Genomic DNA, 17,184 nt, shown 5'->3' on the forward strand with positions numbered 1-17,184 from the left:
GTGTGACATCGCTTAAAGGTGAACAAGATGGACAATGAAAAAGAAAAGCCCCAGACGGACAAGAAGCCGGGCCTGATCCGTCGGTTTTTCCGATGGTGGTGCAGGCCAAGCCGGATGGCGCTCGGAACATTGCTGGTGGCAGGTATCGTCATTGCGCTGGTCGGTGTGTTGGGCTTTAACATGACGATGAGCTATATCAGCTCGGAAAAGTTCTGTATCAGTTGTCATGAAATGCGTGACCATGCTTATACAGAATACATGCAAAGCTCGCACTATACCAATGCATCCGGGTTCAAGGCCACATGTTCTGACTGCCATGTGCCCAAGCCTTTTATTCCGATGATGATCAGCAAGTTTGAAGGGCTGCGCGATATTTATGGCTCAATGACCGGGCTGATTGATACGCCGGAAAAATATGAACAGCATCGCCTGGCAATGGCGCAGCGGGTGTGGGACCGGATGAAGGGTAACGACTCGCGTGAATGCCGTAACTGCCATAGCTTTGAATATATGGACCTGGCGCAGCAGAAAACCGCTTCGGCACAATTCCATACCTATGAAATTGACCAGCAGCAAACGTGTATTGACTGCCACAAGGGCATCGTGCACCAGTTGCCGAATATGGAAGGCATTGATACCGGCTTTTGATGGCACAAGTGTTGCAAATATTCCATTGGTTTATTTGCGACACTTGGTTCCCCAGGCGGATTGATATAAATCAAACTACTTTGTTAAAAACCGTGTGCAAGTTCAAAACAGGTAATTTAAATGGAGGTTTATCCGAGTTTTATACGATGCCATTGATTATCCATGTCAAGAAGATGGATAGAATGGTTCCAAAGCAGTGCTAAGGAATGATAAACGTAAGAACTGCTGACGCGATGAGAGACTGATACGGATACGGCGTCAATCTGTTTTTATGCGACTCTTGGGTGCTGCACATTCAGGGGATTAGCCATGAAGCGATTTCTAAGCCGTTTACCTGATAAGTTGATCGTGCCTTTGTTTGTCGTTCTGGGTATTTTGGCCGGGCTGGGGGGTTATACCCTGTATATGTCTCGTGCACATACATACCTGTCTGACGACCCTGCTGCATGCGTCAACTGCCATGTTATGGCGCCTTACTACCAGTCTTGGAGCCGCAGCTCGCACGCAGTATGGACAAACTGCAATGACTGCCACTCTCCCAACAACAACGTCATTTCCAAATATACCTTCAAAGCCGCAGATGGTCTGTACCATGCCGCTATCTATACCTTTGGTGCAGAACCGCAGGTGATACGGCCACGGGCGGGGAGTTATTCGGTCATCATGGACAACTGCGTAAGGTGCCATACGCAGCTCAATACCGAGTTTGTTAAAACCGGCACCATCAGCTACTCTGATGTGGAACATGGGCAGGGTAAAGCATGCTGGGACTGCCACCGGCAGGTACCGCATACCAATATCAGCAATCTGGCATCTGCGCCTAATGCCATTACCCCCTTGCCTGCGTCTCCCGTGCCTGATTGGCTGAAAGAGGCGATGAAATAACCACCTTTAACTACCGGGAAGAGCTATCATGAAACTCACCGCATCCATCAAAGAAAGACCGGTCATAGGCTGGGTCATCTTTTTCGTCATCATGCTCGCGGTATTCCTGCTGGGAATGCTGGCAGCGTCAATCACCGAGCGGCGCGCAGAAACCACTGCATCCGTTTTCAACAACCGGAAGGTTGAAATTACCGGCATTGAGCCGCGCAACAGAATCTGGGGACAGAACTTCCCACGCGAGTTTGAAACGTGGAAGCGAACTGCCAACATGGACTTCAGAAGCAAGCACATGGGCAACATGCCTGAAGATGTGCTCTCCTCGCGTCCGAACATGGTGGTGCTGTGGGCCGGGTATGCTTTTGCGAAAGACTATTCTGCTCCGCGCGGCCACATGTATGCACTGGAAGACCAGTACGTCAGTATGCGTACCGGAACACCGCGTAACCCGGAAGACGGGCCGCAGCCCGGCACCTGCTGGGCCTGTAAGAGCCCGGACGTACCGCGCCTGATGGAGGAGATGGGCATCGCCAACTTCTATTCAGCCAAGTGGGGCGCACTTGGGGCTGAAGTGGTGAACCCGATTGGTTGCGGTGACTGTCATGATCCGGTGACGATGAGCCTGACGATTACACGTCCGGCGTTGGTAGAAGCATTCCACCGTCAGGGGCGCGATATCACGCAGGCAACCAATCAGGAAATGCGCTCCTTGGTCTGTGCACAGTGCCACGTGGAATATTATTTCCAGGGTGACGGCAAGTACCTGACCTTCCCGTGGGATGGCGGTATGACTGTGGAAGCGATGGAAGCCTACTATGATGCGGCGAAGTACTCTGACTGGACACACTCCATCAGCAAGGCGCCCATGCTCAAGGCACAGCACCCAGACTATGAACTGTTCCTGCTTGGACCGCACGGACAGCGCGGACTGGCCTGTGCCGACTGCCACCTGCCTTACGTCAGTGAAGGCGGCGTCAAGTACTCGAATCACCAGATCATGAGCCCGCTGAACAACATCAGTGGCACCTGCGGCACCTGCCACCGCGACAGCGAAGCTAACCTGCGCATGTATGTGGAACAGAACCAGGACAAGGTACTGGAAATCCGCGACCGGCTTGAACCCGAACTGGTGCGCGCACACATCATGGCCAAAGCGGCCTGGGATGCGGGTGCTACCGCTGAGGAAATGGCTCCTGCGCTGCAACTGATCCGCGAAGCAGGATGGCGTTGGGACTATGGTGTGGCTTCTCATGGTGCATCGTTCCATGCACCGGTGGAAACACAGCGCATCCTGGCCCACGGGCTTGATAGAGCGCTGCAGGCCCAGATTGCCTTGCAGCAGGTACTGTTTGCCCACGGTGTCACCGATGTGCCGATGCCTGACCTGTCCACCCGGGCAGCAGCCTCTGCTTACATCGGCTTTGATATCGAAAAAGAACGGGCTGCAAACGAAGAGTGGCTGAAAACTGTGATACCGCAATGGCTTGAAACGGCCAAACAGAATGGCCGCTTATAAGCTAGAATGGTTTGACATCTGAGTTGTACCTGTTTGTCATCGGGCAAACAGGTACTTTTTTATTTCATCACGCATGACAGAACGACGACGAAAAACACTGTGGCAGTTTCCCTGGCTGTATCGGGAAAGCATGATTTTCATTGCCGGCCTGATCCTGGTAGGGTATGCGCTCCAGTTCAGCGTGGGGCCGTTTAATTTCCTGCTGCTGCGCTATCCGGTCAACATGATTGTTGCTGCCGTTTTGGTGTTGCTGCTGATCGGCGGGTTTTTCCTTCGCAATAACCCTTTCATTGTCTGGCTTTCCGGCGTGCCTTTTGCGGTGACGCTGCTGGGGGCTTTTTTGCTGCTGGGCCTGATCATGGGGCTGACGCCGCAGGATACATTGCTGCCTGTGCAGCCCGACGCGCAACAAGCCTCGCCGCCGGTGTGGCATGCCCTTGGCTGGGCGCGCATGACGGCCTCCTGGCCTTTCGTATTCATTTACTTTTTGTTGCTGCTGTCTTTGGGACTGCTGGTGGCGCGGCGGCTGGCGCATCCGCAAATTGCGCAGTGGGCTTTTTACTGCAACCATGTCGGCTTGTGGTTTGTGCTGCTGGTGGCCGGGCTGGGTTATGTGGACATTGGCCGTTATGTGATGCTGGTGCGCAAAGGCGAAATGCAGTGGAGCGGTAAAAACCACGCGCAGGAGTCGGTTGAGCTGCCCTTGGAGATTCGGCTCAATGATTTTACGATTGATTTTTTCCCGCCCAAACTGGTAGTGATCGACCGTGTGACCGCCACACCGCAGCCACCATCGCGCCCGGTTTTTTACCAGATCAATCCGGATGCCCCTGATGGCCGCCTGCCCGGCTGGACCGTGCATGTGGAAACTTATCTGGAAAAAGCCGCACGCAACAGCAGCAATACGTACAGCGCATGGCCGATGGAAGGTGCCGTACCGGCTGCTTTGGTAACCGCACACAATTCAGATAATACGCAGCAGCGTACCGGCTGGGTCAGTTCGGGCAATATGTCGCAGTTTTATATGCGGCTGCCATTGGACGAAAACTACAGCCTGGCAATGGCACAGCCCGAGCCCAAGCGTTTTGCATCGGACATCACGGTTTATACCCAGGACGGCCAGACCGTTGATGCGGTGCTGGAGGTGAATAAACCGCTGGAGATCGGGCACTGGACGATTTATCAGTACAGCTACGATACGCGTGCCGGTACCATGTCTGCCTACAGCAGCATTGAGCTGGTGTATGACCCGTGGCTTTATTACGTGTATGCCGGGTTTGCGGTACTGGCGCTGGGATGCGCCGGGCTGATCTGGACGGGCAGAAAGAAGACGGAGGGAGGCATATGACCTGGTCGTGGTTTCCTCCTTTGGCGCTGGCAGCCATTTGCTGCTGGCTGCTGGCCGGTGTGCTGGCCTATCTGCACAAACGGCGCGGCGCGCTGGTGCTGCAACTGGCCGGCATATTGATTCTGGTGGTGTTTATTGCGGGCTTGTGGCATACCCTGCAACGCCCGCCGTTGCGCACCATGGGCGAAACACGGCTGTGGTATGCGTTTTTCCTCTCGATTGCTGGGCTGCTGGTGTACTGGCACTGGAAGTACCGCTGGTTGTTGCTTTTTGCCGGCATGATGGCAACCGTGTTCATGGTGATCAATATTGTGCGGCCGGAGATTCATTCGATTACGCTGGTGCCGGCGCTGCAAAGCCCGTGGTTCATACCGCATGTGACGGTGTACATCTTCTCGTATGCCATGCTGGGGGTGGCCACCATTGCCGGTGTAATGCAACTGGTGCGGCTGAAAAAGAACAATCCCGATCCCAAGCTCGATGTGCTGATTGACAACATTACCTGCATTGGCTTTGGCTTTCTGATGCTGGGCGTTATTTCCGGCGCGCTGTGGGCCAAAATGGCCTGGGGGCATTACTGGTCGTGGGACCCCAAGGAAACCTGGGCTTTTATCACGGCAACGGTGTATTTGGGTTTTATCCATCTGCGCTTGCATGGCGGCTATACCCGACAGGCGTTATGGTTGCTGCCGGTGGCGCTGGTGTTGCTGATGATGGCGTGGATTGGTGTGAATTATTTGCCTTCTGCGCAGGGCAGTATCCATGTATACTCTTAAGAAATGAATAATGAATGTCAGAGCTAATGATCACCTGTGTTTTGTAGTAGCGATATGGCATGAGACAACCGCCCTGTTTGTGATGGCATCTGCTGCTGCAGTGGCAGGAGAGCGTGTGTCAAATGCCTGCTGATTTATAAATTTGTATGTCAAAATCCACTTCATCTTTCCCCCTACCTTACCGGCTGTATAAAACGTGTTCCATGTTGTGGCCATGGTTAATGGTGATTGCGGTGTTTTTATTGTTGCTTGGCTGGGCTTGGGGGCTGGGTTTTGCACCGGCAGATGCCAAACAACGAGACGGGTTCCGCATCATTTATTTTCATGTGCCGGCGGCCATGTGGTCGATGGGGATTTATGCGCTGATGGCGGTTTGCGCCTTTGTGGCACTGGTGTGGCAAAACAAACCCAGTGAACTGCTGATGATGTCGATGGCACCGATTGGCGCCACGTTCACGTTCATTGCATTGGGCACGGGCTCTATCTGGGGCAAGGTCATGTGGAACACCTGGTGGGAGTGGGATGCACGCATGACTTCCGAGCTGATTTTGCTGTTTTTGTACCTGGGCGCCATTGGCCTTTACCACACGTTTGACAATCATCAGCACGCCGGGCGCATCGTTGCGATACTATTACTGGTAGGGGTAGTTAATCTGCCGATCATTCATTTTTCGGTGGAGTGGTGGCAGTCGCTGCACCAGGCGTCAACGCAGTTCCATAACACCATCAACAGCGCCATGCGCGTACCGCTGCGAATTGCCATCTTTGGTTACATGATGCTGTTCATGGCACTGACGCTGGTACGCTTTAGAACGATGCTGCTGCAAAACAGCATACGGCGTAACTGGCAGATTGAACAGTTGTTGTTGAAAGGAGGCACCCAATGACTCCGGCGTTTTCTTCCTGGCAGGCATTTTTTTCGATGAACGGTTATGCCACTTCGGTGTGGCCGGCCGTGTTGCTGGTGGTTGTTGCCATGCTGGTTTTGAGCGGTTTTATTTTTTACCAGCAGCGGCAGACTGAAAAAAATGTGTTGCGGCAACTGAAATCAACCCAACAGACACAGGCTGAGTATCAAGAATGAAAAGTGGCGTAGGACAACGACTGGTTTTGGTGGTTTTGCTGCTCGTCGGGGTTGGCCTGACCGCCGGGTTGCTGCTGTACGCGCTGCGCGGCAATATAGATTTGTTTTACACCCCGAGCCAGGTGGTGTTCGGACGCCAGGGTGTGATACCCGAGGTGGGCCAGCGCCTGCAACTGGGCGGCATGGTGTTGCCGGGCTCGGTCGAGCGCAACCCGGATTCGCTGGCGGTTGAATTTGTGGTTTACGATAAGGATGCGCAGATTCATGTCAGCTATGAAGGCATTCTGCCCGATCTGTTTGAAGAAGGGCAGAGCGTGGTAGCCAAAGGGGTGCTGGGTGAAAACTACAGGTTTGAGGCCGATACCATTCTGGCCAAGCACGACGAGAATTACACGCCGCCCGAAGTAACAGAGGCGATGCAGGAGAACCATTCCGGCCCGGCATCGTCATACCAGTCCAACACACAATCCAATACGCAGTCCAACGTACAGCCCAATACAACACAGCAGGGTGGTGCACTATGATTCCTGAACTGGGCAGTTTTGCATTGGCGCTGGCATGTGGTTTTGCCATGTTGCTGATGGTATTGCCCATTGTTGGCATACAGACGCACCGTGCGGCTTTGCTGCAAACCGCGCGTCCGTTGGCATATGCGCTGTTTGCCGTGATTCTGGTGGCGGCGCTGTGCCTGGTTTATGGGCTTGTGACCAATGATTTTTCGGTGCGTTATATTGCGCAGAATTCCAACAGCACGCTGCCGGTGTATTACCGCATTGCGGCGGCCTGGGGTGCGCATGAAGGGTCGCTGTTGCTGTGGAGTTTTCTGCTGGCGTGCTGGACGCTGGCGGTAGCGCTGTCGCGCCGCAAGATTGACGAGCAGGCCACCTCATGCGTGCTGGCGGTGATGGGGTTTGTCAATGCCGGGTTTCTGTTGTTCATTGTTTTTACGTCCAATCCGTTTGCGCGTACTTTTCCGCTGTATCCGATTGAAGGGCAGGACCTGAATCCGCTGTTGCAGGATATTGGCCTCATTTTTCACCCGCCGCTGCTGTATATGGGGTACGTCGGGTTTTCGGTGGCGTTTGCATTTGCCATTGCGGCGCTGATTCGCGGGCGTTTTGACCAGCAGTGGATGCGCTGGGCACGCCCCTGGGTGCTGGTGGCGTGGGTGTTTTTAACGCTGGGCATTCTGCTGGGTTCGGTCTGGGCTTATCTGGAACTGGGCTGGGGCGGCTGGTGGTTTTGGGACCCGGTGGAAAACGCCTCGCTGATGCCCTGGCTTACCGGTACGGCGCTGGTGCATTCGATGGCGGTGGCGGAAAAGCGCGGCAACTTTAAAATCTGGACGCTGCTGCTGGCGATTACCACGTTTTCGCTGTGCCTGATCGGCACCTTTTTAGTGCGTTCGGGCATTCTGGTTTCGGTGCATGCGTTTTCAAGCGACCCGAGCCGCGGCATGTTTATTCTGGCTTACCTTGTTGTGGTGATTGGCGGCTCGTTCCTGCTGTTTGCCATGCGGGGGTACAAGATCAGGAACCAGAAGCAGGGGATTGCGCTTTTTTCCAAAGACAGTTTCATCATTGCCGGCAACGTGCTGCTGCTGGCAGCCACACTGGTGGTGCTGCTGGGTACGTTGTTGCCGCTGTTTCACAAACAGCTTGGGCTGGGCAGCATCTCCATCGGTGCGCCGTTCTTTAACAGCATGTTCAACTGGCTGGTGATTCCTTTTGCTTTGCTGCTGGGACTGGCGCCAGTGGTCAAGTGGCAGCAGGACCGGCCCGGCTACCATGGGCGTGCGCTGCTGGCGGGGTTTATCCTGTCGCTGCTGGCAGCGTTGGCGCTTTCGCTGGTCGGCCACGAGGTGTTTTTCTGGGGGCACTTCGTCGGCATGTTCCTGATGAGCTGGATCGCGCTGTTTACCCTCTACGGCCTGGTGCACCGGTTGCGTGCTTCGCAGGGAAGCTGGGGAGGCCGGCTGCGGGCGATCAATGCCGGTTACTGGGGCATGTTGCTTGCGCACCTGGGCATGGCGATGCTGATTTTTGGCATCAGCTTCAGCCACCATTACCAGGTGGAGCGCAATGTGCGCATGAATGTGGGCGACAGCATTGAAATCAGTGGTTACCAGTTTGTTTTTAAAGAGTTGCTACCGCTCAAAGGCCCGAACTACCGTGGTACGATTGGTGTGTTCAATGTGATGCAGGGCGGGCATTTGTCAACGGTGCTGCTGGCCGAAAAGCGGATTTATGAAAGCACCAGAATGTCGATGACCGAGGCCGCCGTCAATACCACGCTCACGCGCGACCTGTACGTGGCGCTGGGAGAGCCTTTAAGTGAAACGGCCTGGTCGGCGCGCCTGTATTACAAACCATTCGCCTGCTGGATCTGGCTGGGCGGGCTGTGCATGGGCATAGGCGGGCTGCTGGCTGTGTTTGACCGCCGTTACCGTATGACTGCAGGTGCTGCAACATGAAAAAACATTACCTTTATATTCCGCTGCTTGTTTTCCTGGCCATTGTGGCGGTGTTTTTAGTGCAGTTATTTAAAAACAGCCAGGGCGACAAGCCTACGGACCTGGAGTCTGCGCTGATCGGTAAACCTTTGCCCGAGTTTCAGATGCTCGCACTTGATGAAGGGCAGACGTATACGCGGGACGACCTTTTGAACGGCAAGCCGTTTTTACTGAATGTCTGGGCCACCTGGTGTGCCACCTGCTATCAGGAGCACCAGTATCTGAATACGCTGGCGCAGCAGGGCATACGGATTGTCGGGGTGAACTATAAGGACGACCGTGCCAAAGCGGTCATGTGGCTGAGCCGGCTGAAAAATCCTTATACGATGAATATTTACGATGAAAGCGGCAGCATCGGGCTGGACCTGGGCGTGTATGGTGCGCCGGAAACTTTTCTGGTGGACGGCAACGGGATCATTCGCTACCGGCTCGCAGGCGAGCTGAACGATCAGGTCTGGATCAATGTGCTGGCTCCCTTGTGGCAAAAGTATGGGGGAGTGAACTGATATGCGGCGCTGGCTGGTGTTTTTGTTGACGGCGTTCTGTGTGGGCAGCGGCCTGGGCAACATCGCGCATGCCGCAGTGGATACGCACGAGTTCAAGTCAGCGCAGCAGGAAAAGACGTATAACGAACTGGTTGCCGAGCTGCGCTGCCCGCAGTGCCAGAACAATAACATTGCCGAATCGAACGCGCCGCTATCGAACGATATGCGCGACAAGGTGTATGAGCTGCTGCAGCAGGACTACAGCAAGCAGCAGGTGGTGGATTACATGGTGGCGCGCTATGGCAATTTCATTACCTATGCCCCGCCGGTGACACCTGTGACGGTGGTGCTGTGGCTGGGGCCTTTGTGTGTGCTGCTGATTGGGGTGGCGTTTCTGGTTTACCGCTCCCGTCATGTGCCTGCCGCCATGCCGGCAGGTAGCGCCGCTGATGACGCTGCTGATGGCGCCGCTGATGAAGATTTGCCGCAGCCGGTGGAACGCGGCGGCAGTGCAGCGGTTTTGAATAGCCGCCCGCTGGCGCCTGCCTTCTGGCTGCTGTCCGGGGTGTTTTTGCTGTTGCTTACGGTCGGCATTTATTACAAAACAGGCGGCTGGCAGCAGGTGCGCTATCAGGCCAGTGTGGCGCAGGCGTTGCCTGATTTGAAGGCCAGGGCGGTCAATATCAATGAACGGTTGTCTGTACAGGATATGGAACAACTGGCGTTCGGGCTGCGTGACGAGCTGACGAAAACGCCCGATGATGTGTCAAACTGGATGCTGCTGGGTGATGTCTACCTGGGGCTGAACCGTTATGGCGAAGCGCTGCAGGCGATGTCGCGCGCCTATACCTTGCGGCCCGATGACTTTGTGATTAAAAGCATTTATGGGCAGTTGCTGGTACGCTCGAACGATCCGGCAGATACGGCATTTGGCGAAAAACTGCTGCGCGAGGTTTTGCAGCAAAACAGAACCGATACCTATGCCATCAGTGCGCTGGCGTTTTATGCGTATTCGCAGAACAGATATCAGGAAGCGATCCGCATGTGGGAGTATCTGTTGCAGATTCTGCCCAAGGATAATCCGCGTATTTCCGTTATCCAGCAAAGCATAGACCAGGCCAAACGCGACTATGATGCACAGCAAGGCAAGTGATTACCAGTTTGTCATGGACAACGTCTGCTGCTGGAAGGGCAACCGGCGGCTGTTTCAGCATGTCTCGCATACCTTGACGGGCGGCGAACTGGTGCAGCTGGAGGGGCATAACGGTTCGGGCAAAACCAGCCTGCTGCGGATTCTGGCTGGCCTGTCGGTGCCCGAAGAGGGCGATGTGCTGTGGCAGCGGCAGTCTATTTACCAGCAGCCTGACGCCTATCGCCGGATTATGCTGTACATCGGACACAAGACCGGGTTGAAAGATGTGCTGACCGCCTATGAAAACCTGGCTTTTTATCAGCGCGCCGAAGCAGCACAGGCACAGCCGGGTGACATTGATGCGGCGCTCGAGCGCATCGGGCTCAAAGGCTATGAAGACCGGCCAGTCAGCCAGTTGTCTGCCGGGCAGCAGCGCCGGGTGGTGCTGGCGCGGCTGTTTCTGAGCCGTGCCGTGGTGTGGCTGCTGGATGAGCCATTTACCGCGATTGACAAGCAGGGGGTCGCCAACCTGATCGCGCTGTTTCGCCAGCACTGCGACCAGGGTGGTATTGTGTTGTTTACCAGCCATCAGCATGCGGCAGATTCGGGCATCCGCAAAATCACGCTGCATCAGCAGGCTGAATCCGCCAGCCAGGCACAAGGGGCAGGCGCATGACGGGTATGCTGCTGGCCTTGCTGAAAAAAGAGTTGTGCTGTGCTTTTCGCAAACGCATTGAGATTGCCAATACGCTGCTGTTTTTTGTCATCATTGTCACGCTGTTTCCCATCAGCATTGACCACGATGTTGCCTTGCTCAGAAAGATTGCGCCGGGCATCATCTGTGTGGCGGCGTTGCTGTCAACGCTGTTGTCGCTGGAAAGGCTGTTTACCGACGACCTGCATGACGGCACGCTGGAGCAACTGGTTCTGTTGCCGGTACCGTTTTCGCTGGTGGTGCTGACCAAGGTGTTTTGCCACTGGCTGACCACCGGGTTGCCGCTGATTCTGATTTCCCCGGTGATTGCATTGCTGCTGTCGCTGGATGTGCAAACCTGGCTGACCGTGGTGCTGGTGCTGCTGCTGAGCACGCCGGCGCTGAGTTTTATTGGCGCGGTAGGGGCGGCGCTGACCGTAAGCTTGCGAAAAGGCAGCATTTTGTTAAGCCTGCTGACGCTGCCGTTGTATATTCCCACGCTGATTTTTTCAACCCTGGCGATCAATGCCTCTATGCTCTCGCAGCCTATTACAGGTTATCTGGCGCTGCTTGCGGCGATTTCGGTCGGCTCCATCACCCTGATGCCGCTGTTCATTGCCGCAGCGCTCAAAATCAATTTGCAGTAGTGCCGGCTGGCACGGGGCATGTGTCCGCGCGCGTGCTTTTTCGCCTTTTCTGTACCCATCACAAGTTGCATAAAGCTGACGGAATCGTCGGTTTTTTTTGCGTTGCTTTCATAATCGTTTATGATGGTCCCCGCATAACGCGTAATATTTCATGAATTAATGTTCCAAGGTAGACAATGAAAAAGATCAAAGTTCTGTTGGGCCTGCTGATAATTGTGGGGCTGGTGTATGTCGGGGCTGTATGGTGGAGCGGGGTGAAAACCCAGCAACGCTATGAAGAAAAAGGAGTTGCGCTGTCCGCCTGGCTGGCCACCAACCTGCCTGAGGCCAGAGTGACGCAACAAAGCTATGAGCGTGGCTTGTTTTCCGCCAGCAGTATGCTGCGCATAGAAGTGGATGGAGAGCCTTCTGTTATCGCGGGACGTCTGACATGCTTCATGATCAAGGATGGCACGATGATGGGCCGGCTGTTTGACCTGGGTGCTACGAACAGTTTCAATCCCCATATCTACCTGATGCGTGAAAATTGTGCTGAGCTGCAATCGGGCGATACCTCTTCGTTTGAAACGGAAAATGAAGAGCCGGTACATCTTCAGGTCACGCTGAACAACCAGGCCTCGCATGGTCCGTGGCTGGGTTCGGGTTTTGGCATTGCCAAGGTGCATACGCAACTGTCGGTGGATGCCGATGGTCTGCCTGCAGAGGTGAAGTCTTATATTGAGTCGCTGCAGATTGATACGGTACGGCACTATTCACGCGATTATGATATGCGCATTGCCGGCCAGCCTTTTACCAAGACACTGGGTACGGAGAGCATCGACTTTCAGGGCTTTAATCTGCGCCTGAATACACATGGTGGGCGCACGCTGATGGATGCGGCCATAGATATACCACGCCTGGTGCTGACGGCCGCAGGCGATGGAGATCAGAAGATCAGTATGCTGCTGGATGGCATCAGCCTGAAGTCCAGTGACCGTTCACTTGAAAGCACATGGAACTGGTTTTTGACCGGCAGCAGCGATTGGCGCCTGAAACAGCTGGAACTGACAACGGATGCATTGCCGGGTAAATGGGTACGTTGTGATAACCTTTCGCTGACATCCCTGGCGACTTTGAAGGGGACGATTTATGGCGAAAAAGACCAGGTTGTTCTCACCTGCTCAACCAACCATTATGAGAAACCGCTGGAAATGAAGGGTGTGCTTGATCTGTCGGTTACAAATATAGATACCCAGCCGCTTGCCAATATTTTTAGCAAATCCATGGAGCTGCTGGAGCAGGCCGGTGGCGACACCTCTGACCCGCGCGTTAACCGTGAAATGGCTGCCTATATGATGGAGCAACTGCCGGTATTTTTCAGCAGTGAGCCCGGATACCTGCTGAATGCCGATTTCCACCTCAACGGGCGCAAGGTGATGAACCTGTCGTCCGAAATGAAGACCTACCCGATCAGCAGCGATGAAGCGAAAATGCCGGTGTATGTTCTGCTGCCAAGCAAGCTGTTCCTGAGTATGGCCTATAGCGTGGATGCTGACCTGATGCTTAATGGTGATCCTGATTATGGCTGGCCTGCTCCTGGGTCTTCACTGATGGACAGAATGGTCAGGGATGGAGACAACTACAAAATTGAATTGATTTATGACCGCGGTACGATCAAGATGAACGGCGAAGAGAAAAAGCTGTTTTAATCTGCTGTATCAACATCCCGGGGACAAAATGGTCACCCGGGATGTTTGTTTTGGAACATGCCGCTTGTTGCGCCGGAATGCTGTGCGGATGGCTGTAATAGGATAGACGATGAAAAAAATCAAACTGCTTTTGGGGCTGCTTGTCATTATCGGCGTGGGTTACTGCGGGGCCGTATGGTGGAGCGGGGTGAAAACCCAGGAACGCTATGAAGAAAAAGTGGCGGCACTTTCCACATGGCTGGCGGCGAATGCGCCTGAGGTGAAAATTACCGCTCAAAGCTATGAGCGGGGCTTTTTCTCGGCCAGCAGTACGCTGGCTTTACAGTTTGACGGGCCGTCGTCTGCCCTGGGTATGCGCTCGCTGTGCTATCTGTTTGAAAACACGTTCATGGGGAAAGCTGCCCGTGCCGGCGGTACAGATGATGAAATCGACCGTTTTCACGATGGCTGTGTGGCGCTGCTGACCGAAAATGTTTATCCATCTGAAATGGATGATGATCAGCAGGTGCAGGTACAGGTTATTGTGGATAACCGGATTCAGCATGGCCCGTGGCTTGCAGGGCAAGGGCTGGGCATTGCCCATGTGCAGACACAACTGAAGGTGCATTCCGACACCTTGCCTGAGTATCTGCGCGCTTATATAGAGTCGCTACAGATAGATACGGTGCGGCATTATTCGCGTGATTATGATATGCGCATTGCCGCGCCTGCATTCTCCAGGGAGTTTGATGGCCTGGGCCGCCTGGATTTTGATGGCTTCAAGCTGAACCTGGTGACGCACGATGCCCGCAAGCGCATGGACTATGCGCTGGATATGCCGCGTTTTGAAATGCAGGCCAATGTAGGCGAGCAGACGGTTCGTGTTGAGGCAGTTGGCTTGAGTATGAAGTCGACCGGTGCTTTGCCTGAAAAAGGCTGGCTGGGTTGGCTGGTGGGTGATGGCGAGTCGGTTATCAAACGGCTGGAGGTCACCTCAACGGCCTGGCCGGGCAAATGGGGCCGTTGCGAAAATGTGGTATTCAACGGGCGCTCTCATTTCAATGGCGATCTGTATAACGAAAAAGGGCTGGGCCGCATTACCTGCAGTACCAATTATTTTGATGCACCGCTGGAGGTGAAGGCTGATTTGGATGTTTCCATGGAAAACTTCAATCTGCCATGGATGGTGAATTTTTACAGCCACTTTGTGGAACTGTCATTGGCTGAGTACACTTCTGCTGACCCGATCAGCGCTTCCAGGGCGATGACAGATTTCATGTTGCAGGAAATCCCGGTTTTCCTCAAAAGTGAACCGGCATACCAGTACAAGCTGGTGCTGCAGGTGAACCAGAAGCCGGTTGCAGACTTGCTGACGGAGTTTAAGGGCTACCCGATCAACGATGAAGAAATGAAGATAGCGCCTTACATCCTGATTCCAAGCAAGGTCAGTATGCGTACCGCGTATTCGCTGGATGCCAATACGCTGCTCAACGGTTTTCCTGAGTATGGCTGGAACGGGTTTTCTGCCGAAGAGCTGGAGGACGGCTTTTTGAGCAGGGTGCTGGTCAGGGACGGTGATCATTACCGCATGGATTTCAGTTTTGACCGTGGAGACGTCAAGATCAACGGCGAAAAACTGGGGCTGTTTTAAGCGGTTGCCGGTTCGCCGGCTGTCAGGCTGGCCGTGCCGGCGTATGTCAGGCCACCGTGTGTGCTGTATTTTTTGGCTCAGGCCGGGAAGAAGCGGTAGTGGCCTGTCATCTTGAAGTCCATCAGCATATCGTCTTCGCGAGCACCGAGCCCGATGTTGTGAATGATGTACGGGCGCTTGCCGAGCATGGTATAGCGGTCTGACACGATGGCGATATGCGGGCGGTTGCCGCCCAGCATGTAGGTGACGAGGTCGCCCGGCGCATAATCCTGTGCATTGTCAGTAACGGCTAACGCGGCACGCTGCCGTTTGAAGAATGTTTGCAGGTTGGGCACCCGCCGATGGTCAATGTTGCGGTCGGGCTTGCTCATGCCCCAGATGTTTGGGTAGGCCGAGAACGCGCGTTGCATGTCTTCATGCACGGTTTTTTGCAGGTCGTAGCCAAATGCCGCGCGGTAGGCGCGTACAACCACGTCAGTGCACACGCCCCGGATCATGGGCACATCGCCCCCCGGATAGTCCAACCGGACATAACTGCCGTCATAAATCAGTGTGCTGCCCACCTGCTCGCGTGCTGCGCTGACCAGTGCCTTGGCCGCCTCGGAAATTTCAGGCGAACCGGGGGTTGCCCATGCCAAAGATGTCAGGACAGGCGAGGTGATGGCACCAGAGAGTGCTCCCAGAATGAATATGCGGCGTTTCATTGGTGTTGATACAAGCAGATGGTGTGAACTTTAAAAACGGGTTTTACCGGTGAGCGGCTTTCCCAAAAGCAGGGGGTGCCAGGGTGAGCCTCAGCCATTGTAGCAAAGCGTGTGATGGTGTAGCGCCTGGCAGCACCTGACAGCACTTAACAGTACCTGAGCGCACCTGAAAAAAAGCCTGCTTGGTAACAAGCAGGCTTTTATAATTGAAGAATCCAACAGAATGGTGTGAATTTACAATCAGGCAGTTGGTGCCTTGACCGCAAATTTTCTTGCATAAGAGGTGAATAGCCTCTCTGTTAAATTATGCAGGTGTTTGGGCAGATCCAGCGGTGTAAGCGCCATGCGCACAGCCGTGTCAATCGGCAGGTTGGACTGGATGATTTCTGTCGATTTTTTCAGGATATGTTGAAAACGCTCTGAATCCAGTGGTTCGTTCGGGTAACGTGCCTTGAACACGTACTTAAGCGCCATGGCGCTGTCTTCGTCACGGATCATATCCAGGCGGCGGTGAATGGCGCGCGTGATGTTGATGCGGCCAGCCGGAGCCTTTTCCATATATTCCTTGAAGTAGTGCAAAAATACTTTGTAATGCCGGATTTCATCTTTGCGGATGCGCTCGACCAGGTCCACCAGGACGGGTTCTTTGGAATAGTGCCCAATCGAGTAATACAGGCTCGAAGTTCCGGTTTCGACAATGCAGCGCGAAACCAGTTCCAGTCCGCGGTCTTCTTCGTAGTATTCGCCTGAGCAGGTGGGTTCATATTCGGCCATGAAGGCCGCATAGGCAGATTGCCAATCAAAGTTAGGCCAGACAGTGGTGACAAACTTGGCCAGCGAGTCACCGTGCTGCACTTCTTCAGGCTCCCAACTGGCTTGCAGCCAGCCGGCCACTTCCTTATGGTCCTGGAAGTGAACAATCAGTTCACTGGTGTATTTGTCGGAAGCGCGCTCCACAAAAGAGGCGGCAGCCAGTGTGAACATCAGCGGCTCATCTTTGAGTAACTGCTCTGTGTCAATTTTGTCATAAGCAATTTCGCTCATGTGCCAGGGCAAACCGTCTTTGGTTTCGTTTGTTGTTTCCATACGCGTTTAACCAGTAAGTCGTTGATAAAAGTGTGATATAGATTCTATACCATGCAGGTTGCATCCCCAAGCAGAAAGTGAACGCTTGAACGGCCATTGACTGCAGACAATAGGGCAAATAGGGCAGTGTAATCTGGCGCATTCAAACACTCTGGCTGGCAGCTTAACAAGCCCGCTGCTGCCATGGGCTTGGGGGCACAGAGCAGCAGGATCTCAAAATGCACCCACAACGCTGCGCTTTATACAGCCCGTAGAATCATGGTGGCAGATTGGCTTGGCACAACCATCAAAACTCATCAGATGACAGCAAGCAGAACCGGTACGAGAGCGAACCAGCGCTGACAAGCAGAGT

The 17,184-nt window shown here is 54.2% G+C and carries 17 protein-coding genes; 15 read left to right on the forward strand and 2 right to left on the reverse strand.

Annotated elements, in window-relative coordinates:
- The first annotated feature begins 27 nt into the window (after window positions 1-27).
- From AACY98_RS03215 to AACY98_RS03285, 15 genes are all read left to right on the forward strand, one after another.
- Window positions 28-648 (forward strand): NapC/NirT family cytochrome c, encoded by a 621-nt coding sequence (locus tag AACY98_RS03215; RefSeq protein ID WP_126980814.1) that lies wholly within the window; start codon window positions 28-30, stop codon window positions 646-648.
- A gap of 309 nt (window positions 649-957) precedes the next feature.
- Window positions 958-1,533 carry a cytochrome c nitrite reductase small subunit gene (gene nrfH / locus AACY98_RS03220; RefSeq protein WP_126980815.1) on the forward strand — a complete coding sequence of 192 codons (576 nt, stop codon included), beginning with the start codon at window positions 958-960 and terminating at the stop codon, window positions 1,531-1,533.
- A gap of 28 nt (window positions 1,534-1,561) precedes the next feature.
- Window positions 1,562-3,046, forward strand: a complete 1,485-nt coding sequence (gene nrfA / locus AACY98_RS03225) for an ammonia-forming cytochrome c nitrite reductase (RefSeq protein WP_339801520.1) — start codon at window positions 1,562-1,564, stop codon at window positions 3,044-3,046.
- Between the two features lie 73 nt (window positions 3,047-3,119).
- On the forward strand, window positions 3,120-4,394 hold the full coding sequence (locus AACY98_RS03230) for a cytochrome c biogenesis protein ResB (protein WP_339801523.1): 1,275 nt from the start codon (window positions 3,120-3,122) through the stop codon (window positions 4,392-4,394).
- Window positions 4,391-5,170, forward strand: coding sequence for a cytochrome c biogenesis protein (locus tag AACY98_RS03235; protein WP_339801526.1), 780 nt, complete (start codon window positions 4,391-4,393; stop codon window positions 5,168-5,170). The genes AACY98_RS03230 and AACY98_RS03235 overlap by 4 nt, the downstream gene beginning before the upstream one ends.
- Before the next feature lie 146 nt (window positions 5,171-5,316).
- The gene (gene ccmC / locus AACY98_RS03240; RefSeq protein ID WP_339801529.1) at window positions 5,317-6,057 is read left to right on the forward strand and encodes a heme ABC transporter permease CcmC; all 741 of its coding nucleotides are present in this window, start codon (window positions 5,317-5,319) and stop codon (window positions 6,055-6,057) included.
- Window positions 6,054-6,254, forward strand: coding sequence for a heme exporter protein CcmD (gene ccmD, locus AACY98_RS03245; RefSeq protein WP_339801531.1), 201 nt, complete (start codon window positions 6,054-6,056; stop codon window positions 6,252-6,254). The genes ccmC and ccmD overlap by 4 nt, the downstream gene beginning before the upstream one ends.
- Window positions 6,251-6,778: a cytochrome c maturation protein CcmE gene (ccmE, locus tag AACY98_RS03250; RefSeq protein WP_339801533.1), complete on the forward strand. Its 528-nt coding sequence runs from the start codon at window positions 6,251-6,253 to the stop codon at window positions 6,776-6,778. The genes ccmD and ccmE overlap by 4 nt, the downstream gene beginning before the upstream one ends.
- A complete protein-coding gene (locus tag AACY98_RS03255) occupies window positions 6,775-8,727 on the forward strand; it encodes a heme lyase CcmF/NrfE family subunit (protein ID WP_339801535.1) in 1,953 nt (650 codons plus the stop codon). The genes ccmE and AACY98_RS03255 overlap by 4 nt, the downstream gene beginning before the upstream one ends.
- Window positions 8,724-9,272 carry a DsbE family thiol:disulfide interchange protein gene (locus tag AACY98_RS03260; RefSeq protein ID WP_339801538.1) on the forward strand — a complete coding sequence of 183 codons (549 nt, stop codon included), beginning with the start codon at window positions 8,724-8,726 and terminating at the stop codon, window positions 9,270-9,272. The genes AACY98_RS03255 and AACY98_RS03260 overlap by 4 nt, the downstream gene beginning before the upstream one ends.
- Window position 9,273: 1 nt before the next feature.
- A complete protein-coding gene (locus AACY98_RS03265; protein ID WP_339801542.1) occupies window positions 9,274-10,404 on the forward strand; it encodes a cytochrome c-type biogenesis protein CcmH in 1,131 nt (376 codons plus the stop codon).
- A complete protein-coding gene (gene ccmA, locus AACY98_RS03270; RefSeq protein WP_339801544.1) occupies window positions 10,382-11,059 on the forward strand; it encodes a cytochrome c biogenesis heme-transporting ATPase CcmA in 678 nt (225 codons plus the stop codon). The genes AACY98_RS03265 and ccmA overlap by 23 nt, the downstream gene beginning before the upstream one ends.
- Window positions 11,056-11,724 (forward strand): heme exporter protein CcmB, encoded by a 669-nt coding sequence (gene ccmB / locus AACY98_RS03275; RefSeq protein ID WP_204250907.1) that lies wholly within the window; start codon window positions 11,056-11,058, stop codon window positions 11,722-11,724. Before ccmA ends, ccmB begins: the two co-directional genes overlap by 4 nt.
- 176 nt (window positions 11,725-11,900) lie before the next feature.
- Window positions 11,901-13,412: a DUF945 family protein gene (locus AACY98_RS03280; RefSeq protein WP_339801549.1), complete on the forward strand. Its 1,512-nt coding sequence runs from the start codon at window positions 11,901-11,903 to the stop codon at window positions 13,410-13,412.
- Between the two features lie 109 nt (window positions 13,413-13,521).
- Complete coding sequence (locus AACY98_RS03285) at window positions 13,522-15,042, forward strand: DUF945 family protein (protein ID WP_339801552.1); 1,521 nt, start codon at window positions 13,522-13,524, stop codon at window positions 15,040-15,042.
- 77 nt (window positions 15,043-15,119) lie between these two features.
- On the opposite strand, the gene AACY98_RS03290 is transcribed toward AACY98_RS03285, so the two are convergent.
- Complete coding sequence (locus tag AACY98_RS03290; RefSeq protein ID WP_339801555.1) at window positions 15,120-15,746, reverse strand: DUF1287 domain-containing protein; 627 nt, start codon at window positions 15,744-15,746, stop codon at window positions 15,120-15,122.
- A gap of 240 nt (window positions 15,747-15,986) precedes the next feature.
- Entirely contained in the window at window positions 15,987-16,832 is an 846-nt protein-coding gene (locus AACY98_RS03295; RefSeq protein ID WP_339801558.1) for a ferritin-like domain-containing protein, read from the reverse strand.
- Window positions 16,833-17,184 lie beyond the last annotated feature (352 nt).

The organism is Saezia sanguinis, from assembly GCF_963921665.1.
Lineage (GTDB): Bacteria > Pseudomonadota > Gammaproteobacteria > Burkholderiales > Burkholderiaceae_C > Saezia > Saezia sanguinis.

Coding starts and splice junctions, on each gene's coding strand:
- AACY98_RS03215 (WP_126980814.1), top strand. CDS start 28: ATGGACAATGAAAAAGAAAAGCCCCAGACGGACAAGAAGCCGGGCCTG.
- nrfH (WP_126980815.1), top strand. CDS start 958: ATGAAGCGATTTCTAAGCCGTTTACCTGATAAGTTGATCGTGCCTTTG.
- nrfA (WP_339801520.1), top strand. CDS start 1,562: ATGAAACTCACCGCATCCATCAAAGAAAGACCGGTCATAGGCTGGGTC.
- AACY98_RS03230 (WP_339801523.1), top strand. CDS start 3,120: ATGACAGAACGACGACGAAAAACACTGTGGCAGTTTCCCTGGCTGTAT.
- AACY98_RS03235 (WP_339801526.1), top strand. CDS start 4,391: ATGACCTGGTCGTGGTTTCCTCCTTTGGCGCTGGCAGCCATTTGCTGC.
- ccmC (WP_339801529.1), top strand. CDS start 5,317: ATGTCAAAATCCACTTCATCTTTCCCCCTACCTTACCGGCTGTATAAA.
- ccmD (WP_339801531.1), top strand. CDS start 6,054: ATGACTCCGGCGTTTTCTTCCTGGCAGGCATTTTTTTCGATGAACGGT.
- ccmE (WP_339801533.1), top strand. CDS start 6,251: ATGAAAAGTGGCGTAGGACAACGACTGGTTTTGGTGGTTTTGCTGCTC.
- AACY98_RS03255 (WP_339801535.1), top strand. CDS start 6,775: ATGATTCCTGAACTGGGCAGTTTTGCATTGGCGCTGGCATGTGGTTTT.
- AACY98_RS03260 (WP_339801538.1), top strand. CDS start 8,724: ATGAAAAAACATTACCTTTATATTCCGCTGCTTGTTTTCCTGGCCATT.
- AACY98_RS03265 (WP_339801542.1), top strand. CDS start 9,274: ATGCGGCGCTGGCTGGTGTTTTTGTTGACGGCGTTCTGTGTGGGCAGC.
- ccmA (WP_339801544.1), top strand. CDS start 10,382: ATGATGCACAGCAAGGCAAGTGATTACCAGTTTGTCATGGACAACGTC.
- ccmB (WP_204250907.1), top strand. CDS start 11,056: ATGACGGGTATGCTGCTGGCCTTGCTGAAAAAAGAGTTGTGCTGTGCT.
- AACY98_RS03280 (WP_339801549.1), top strand. CDS start 11,901: ATGAAAAAGATCAAAGTTCTGTTGGGCCTGCTGATAATTGTGGGGCTG.
- AACY98_RS03285 (WP_339801552.1), top strand. CDS start 13,522: ATGAAAAAAATCAAACTGCTTTTGGGGCTGCTTGTCATTATCGGCGTG.
- AACY98_RS03290 (WP_339801555.1), bottom strand. CDS start 15,746: ATGAAACGCCGCATATTCATTCTGGGAGCACTCTCTGGTGCCATCACC.
- AACY98_RS03295 (WP_339801558.1), bottom strand. CDS start 16,832: ATGGAAACAACAAACGAAACCAAAGACGGTTTGCCCTGGCACATGAGC.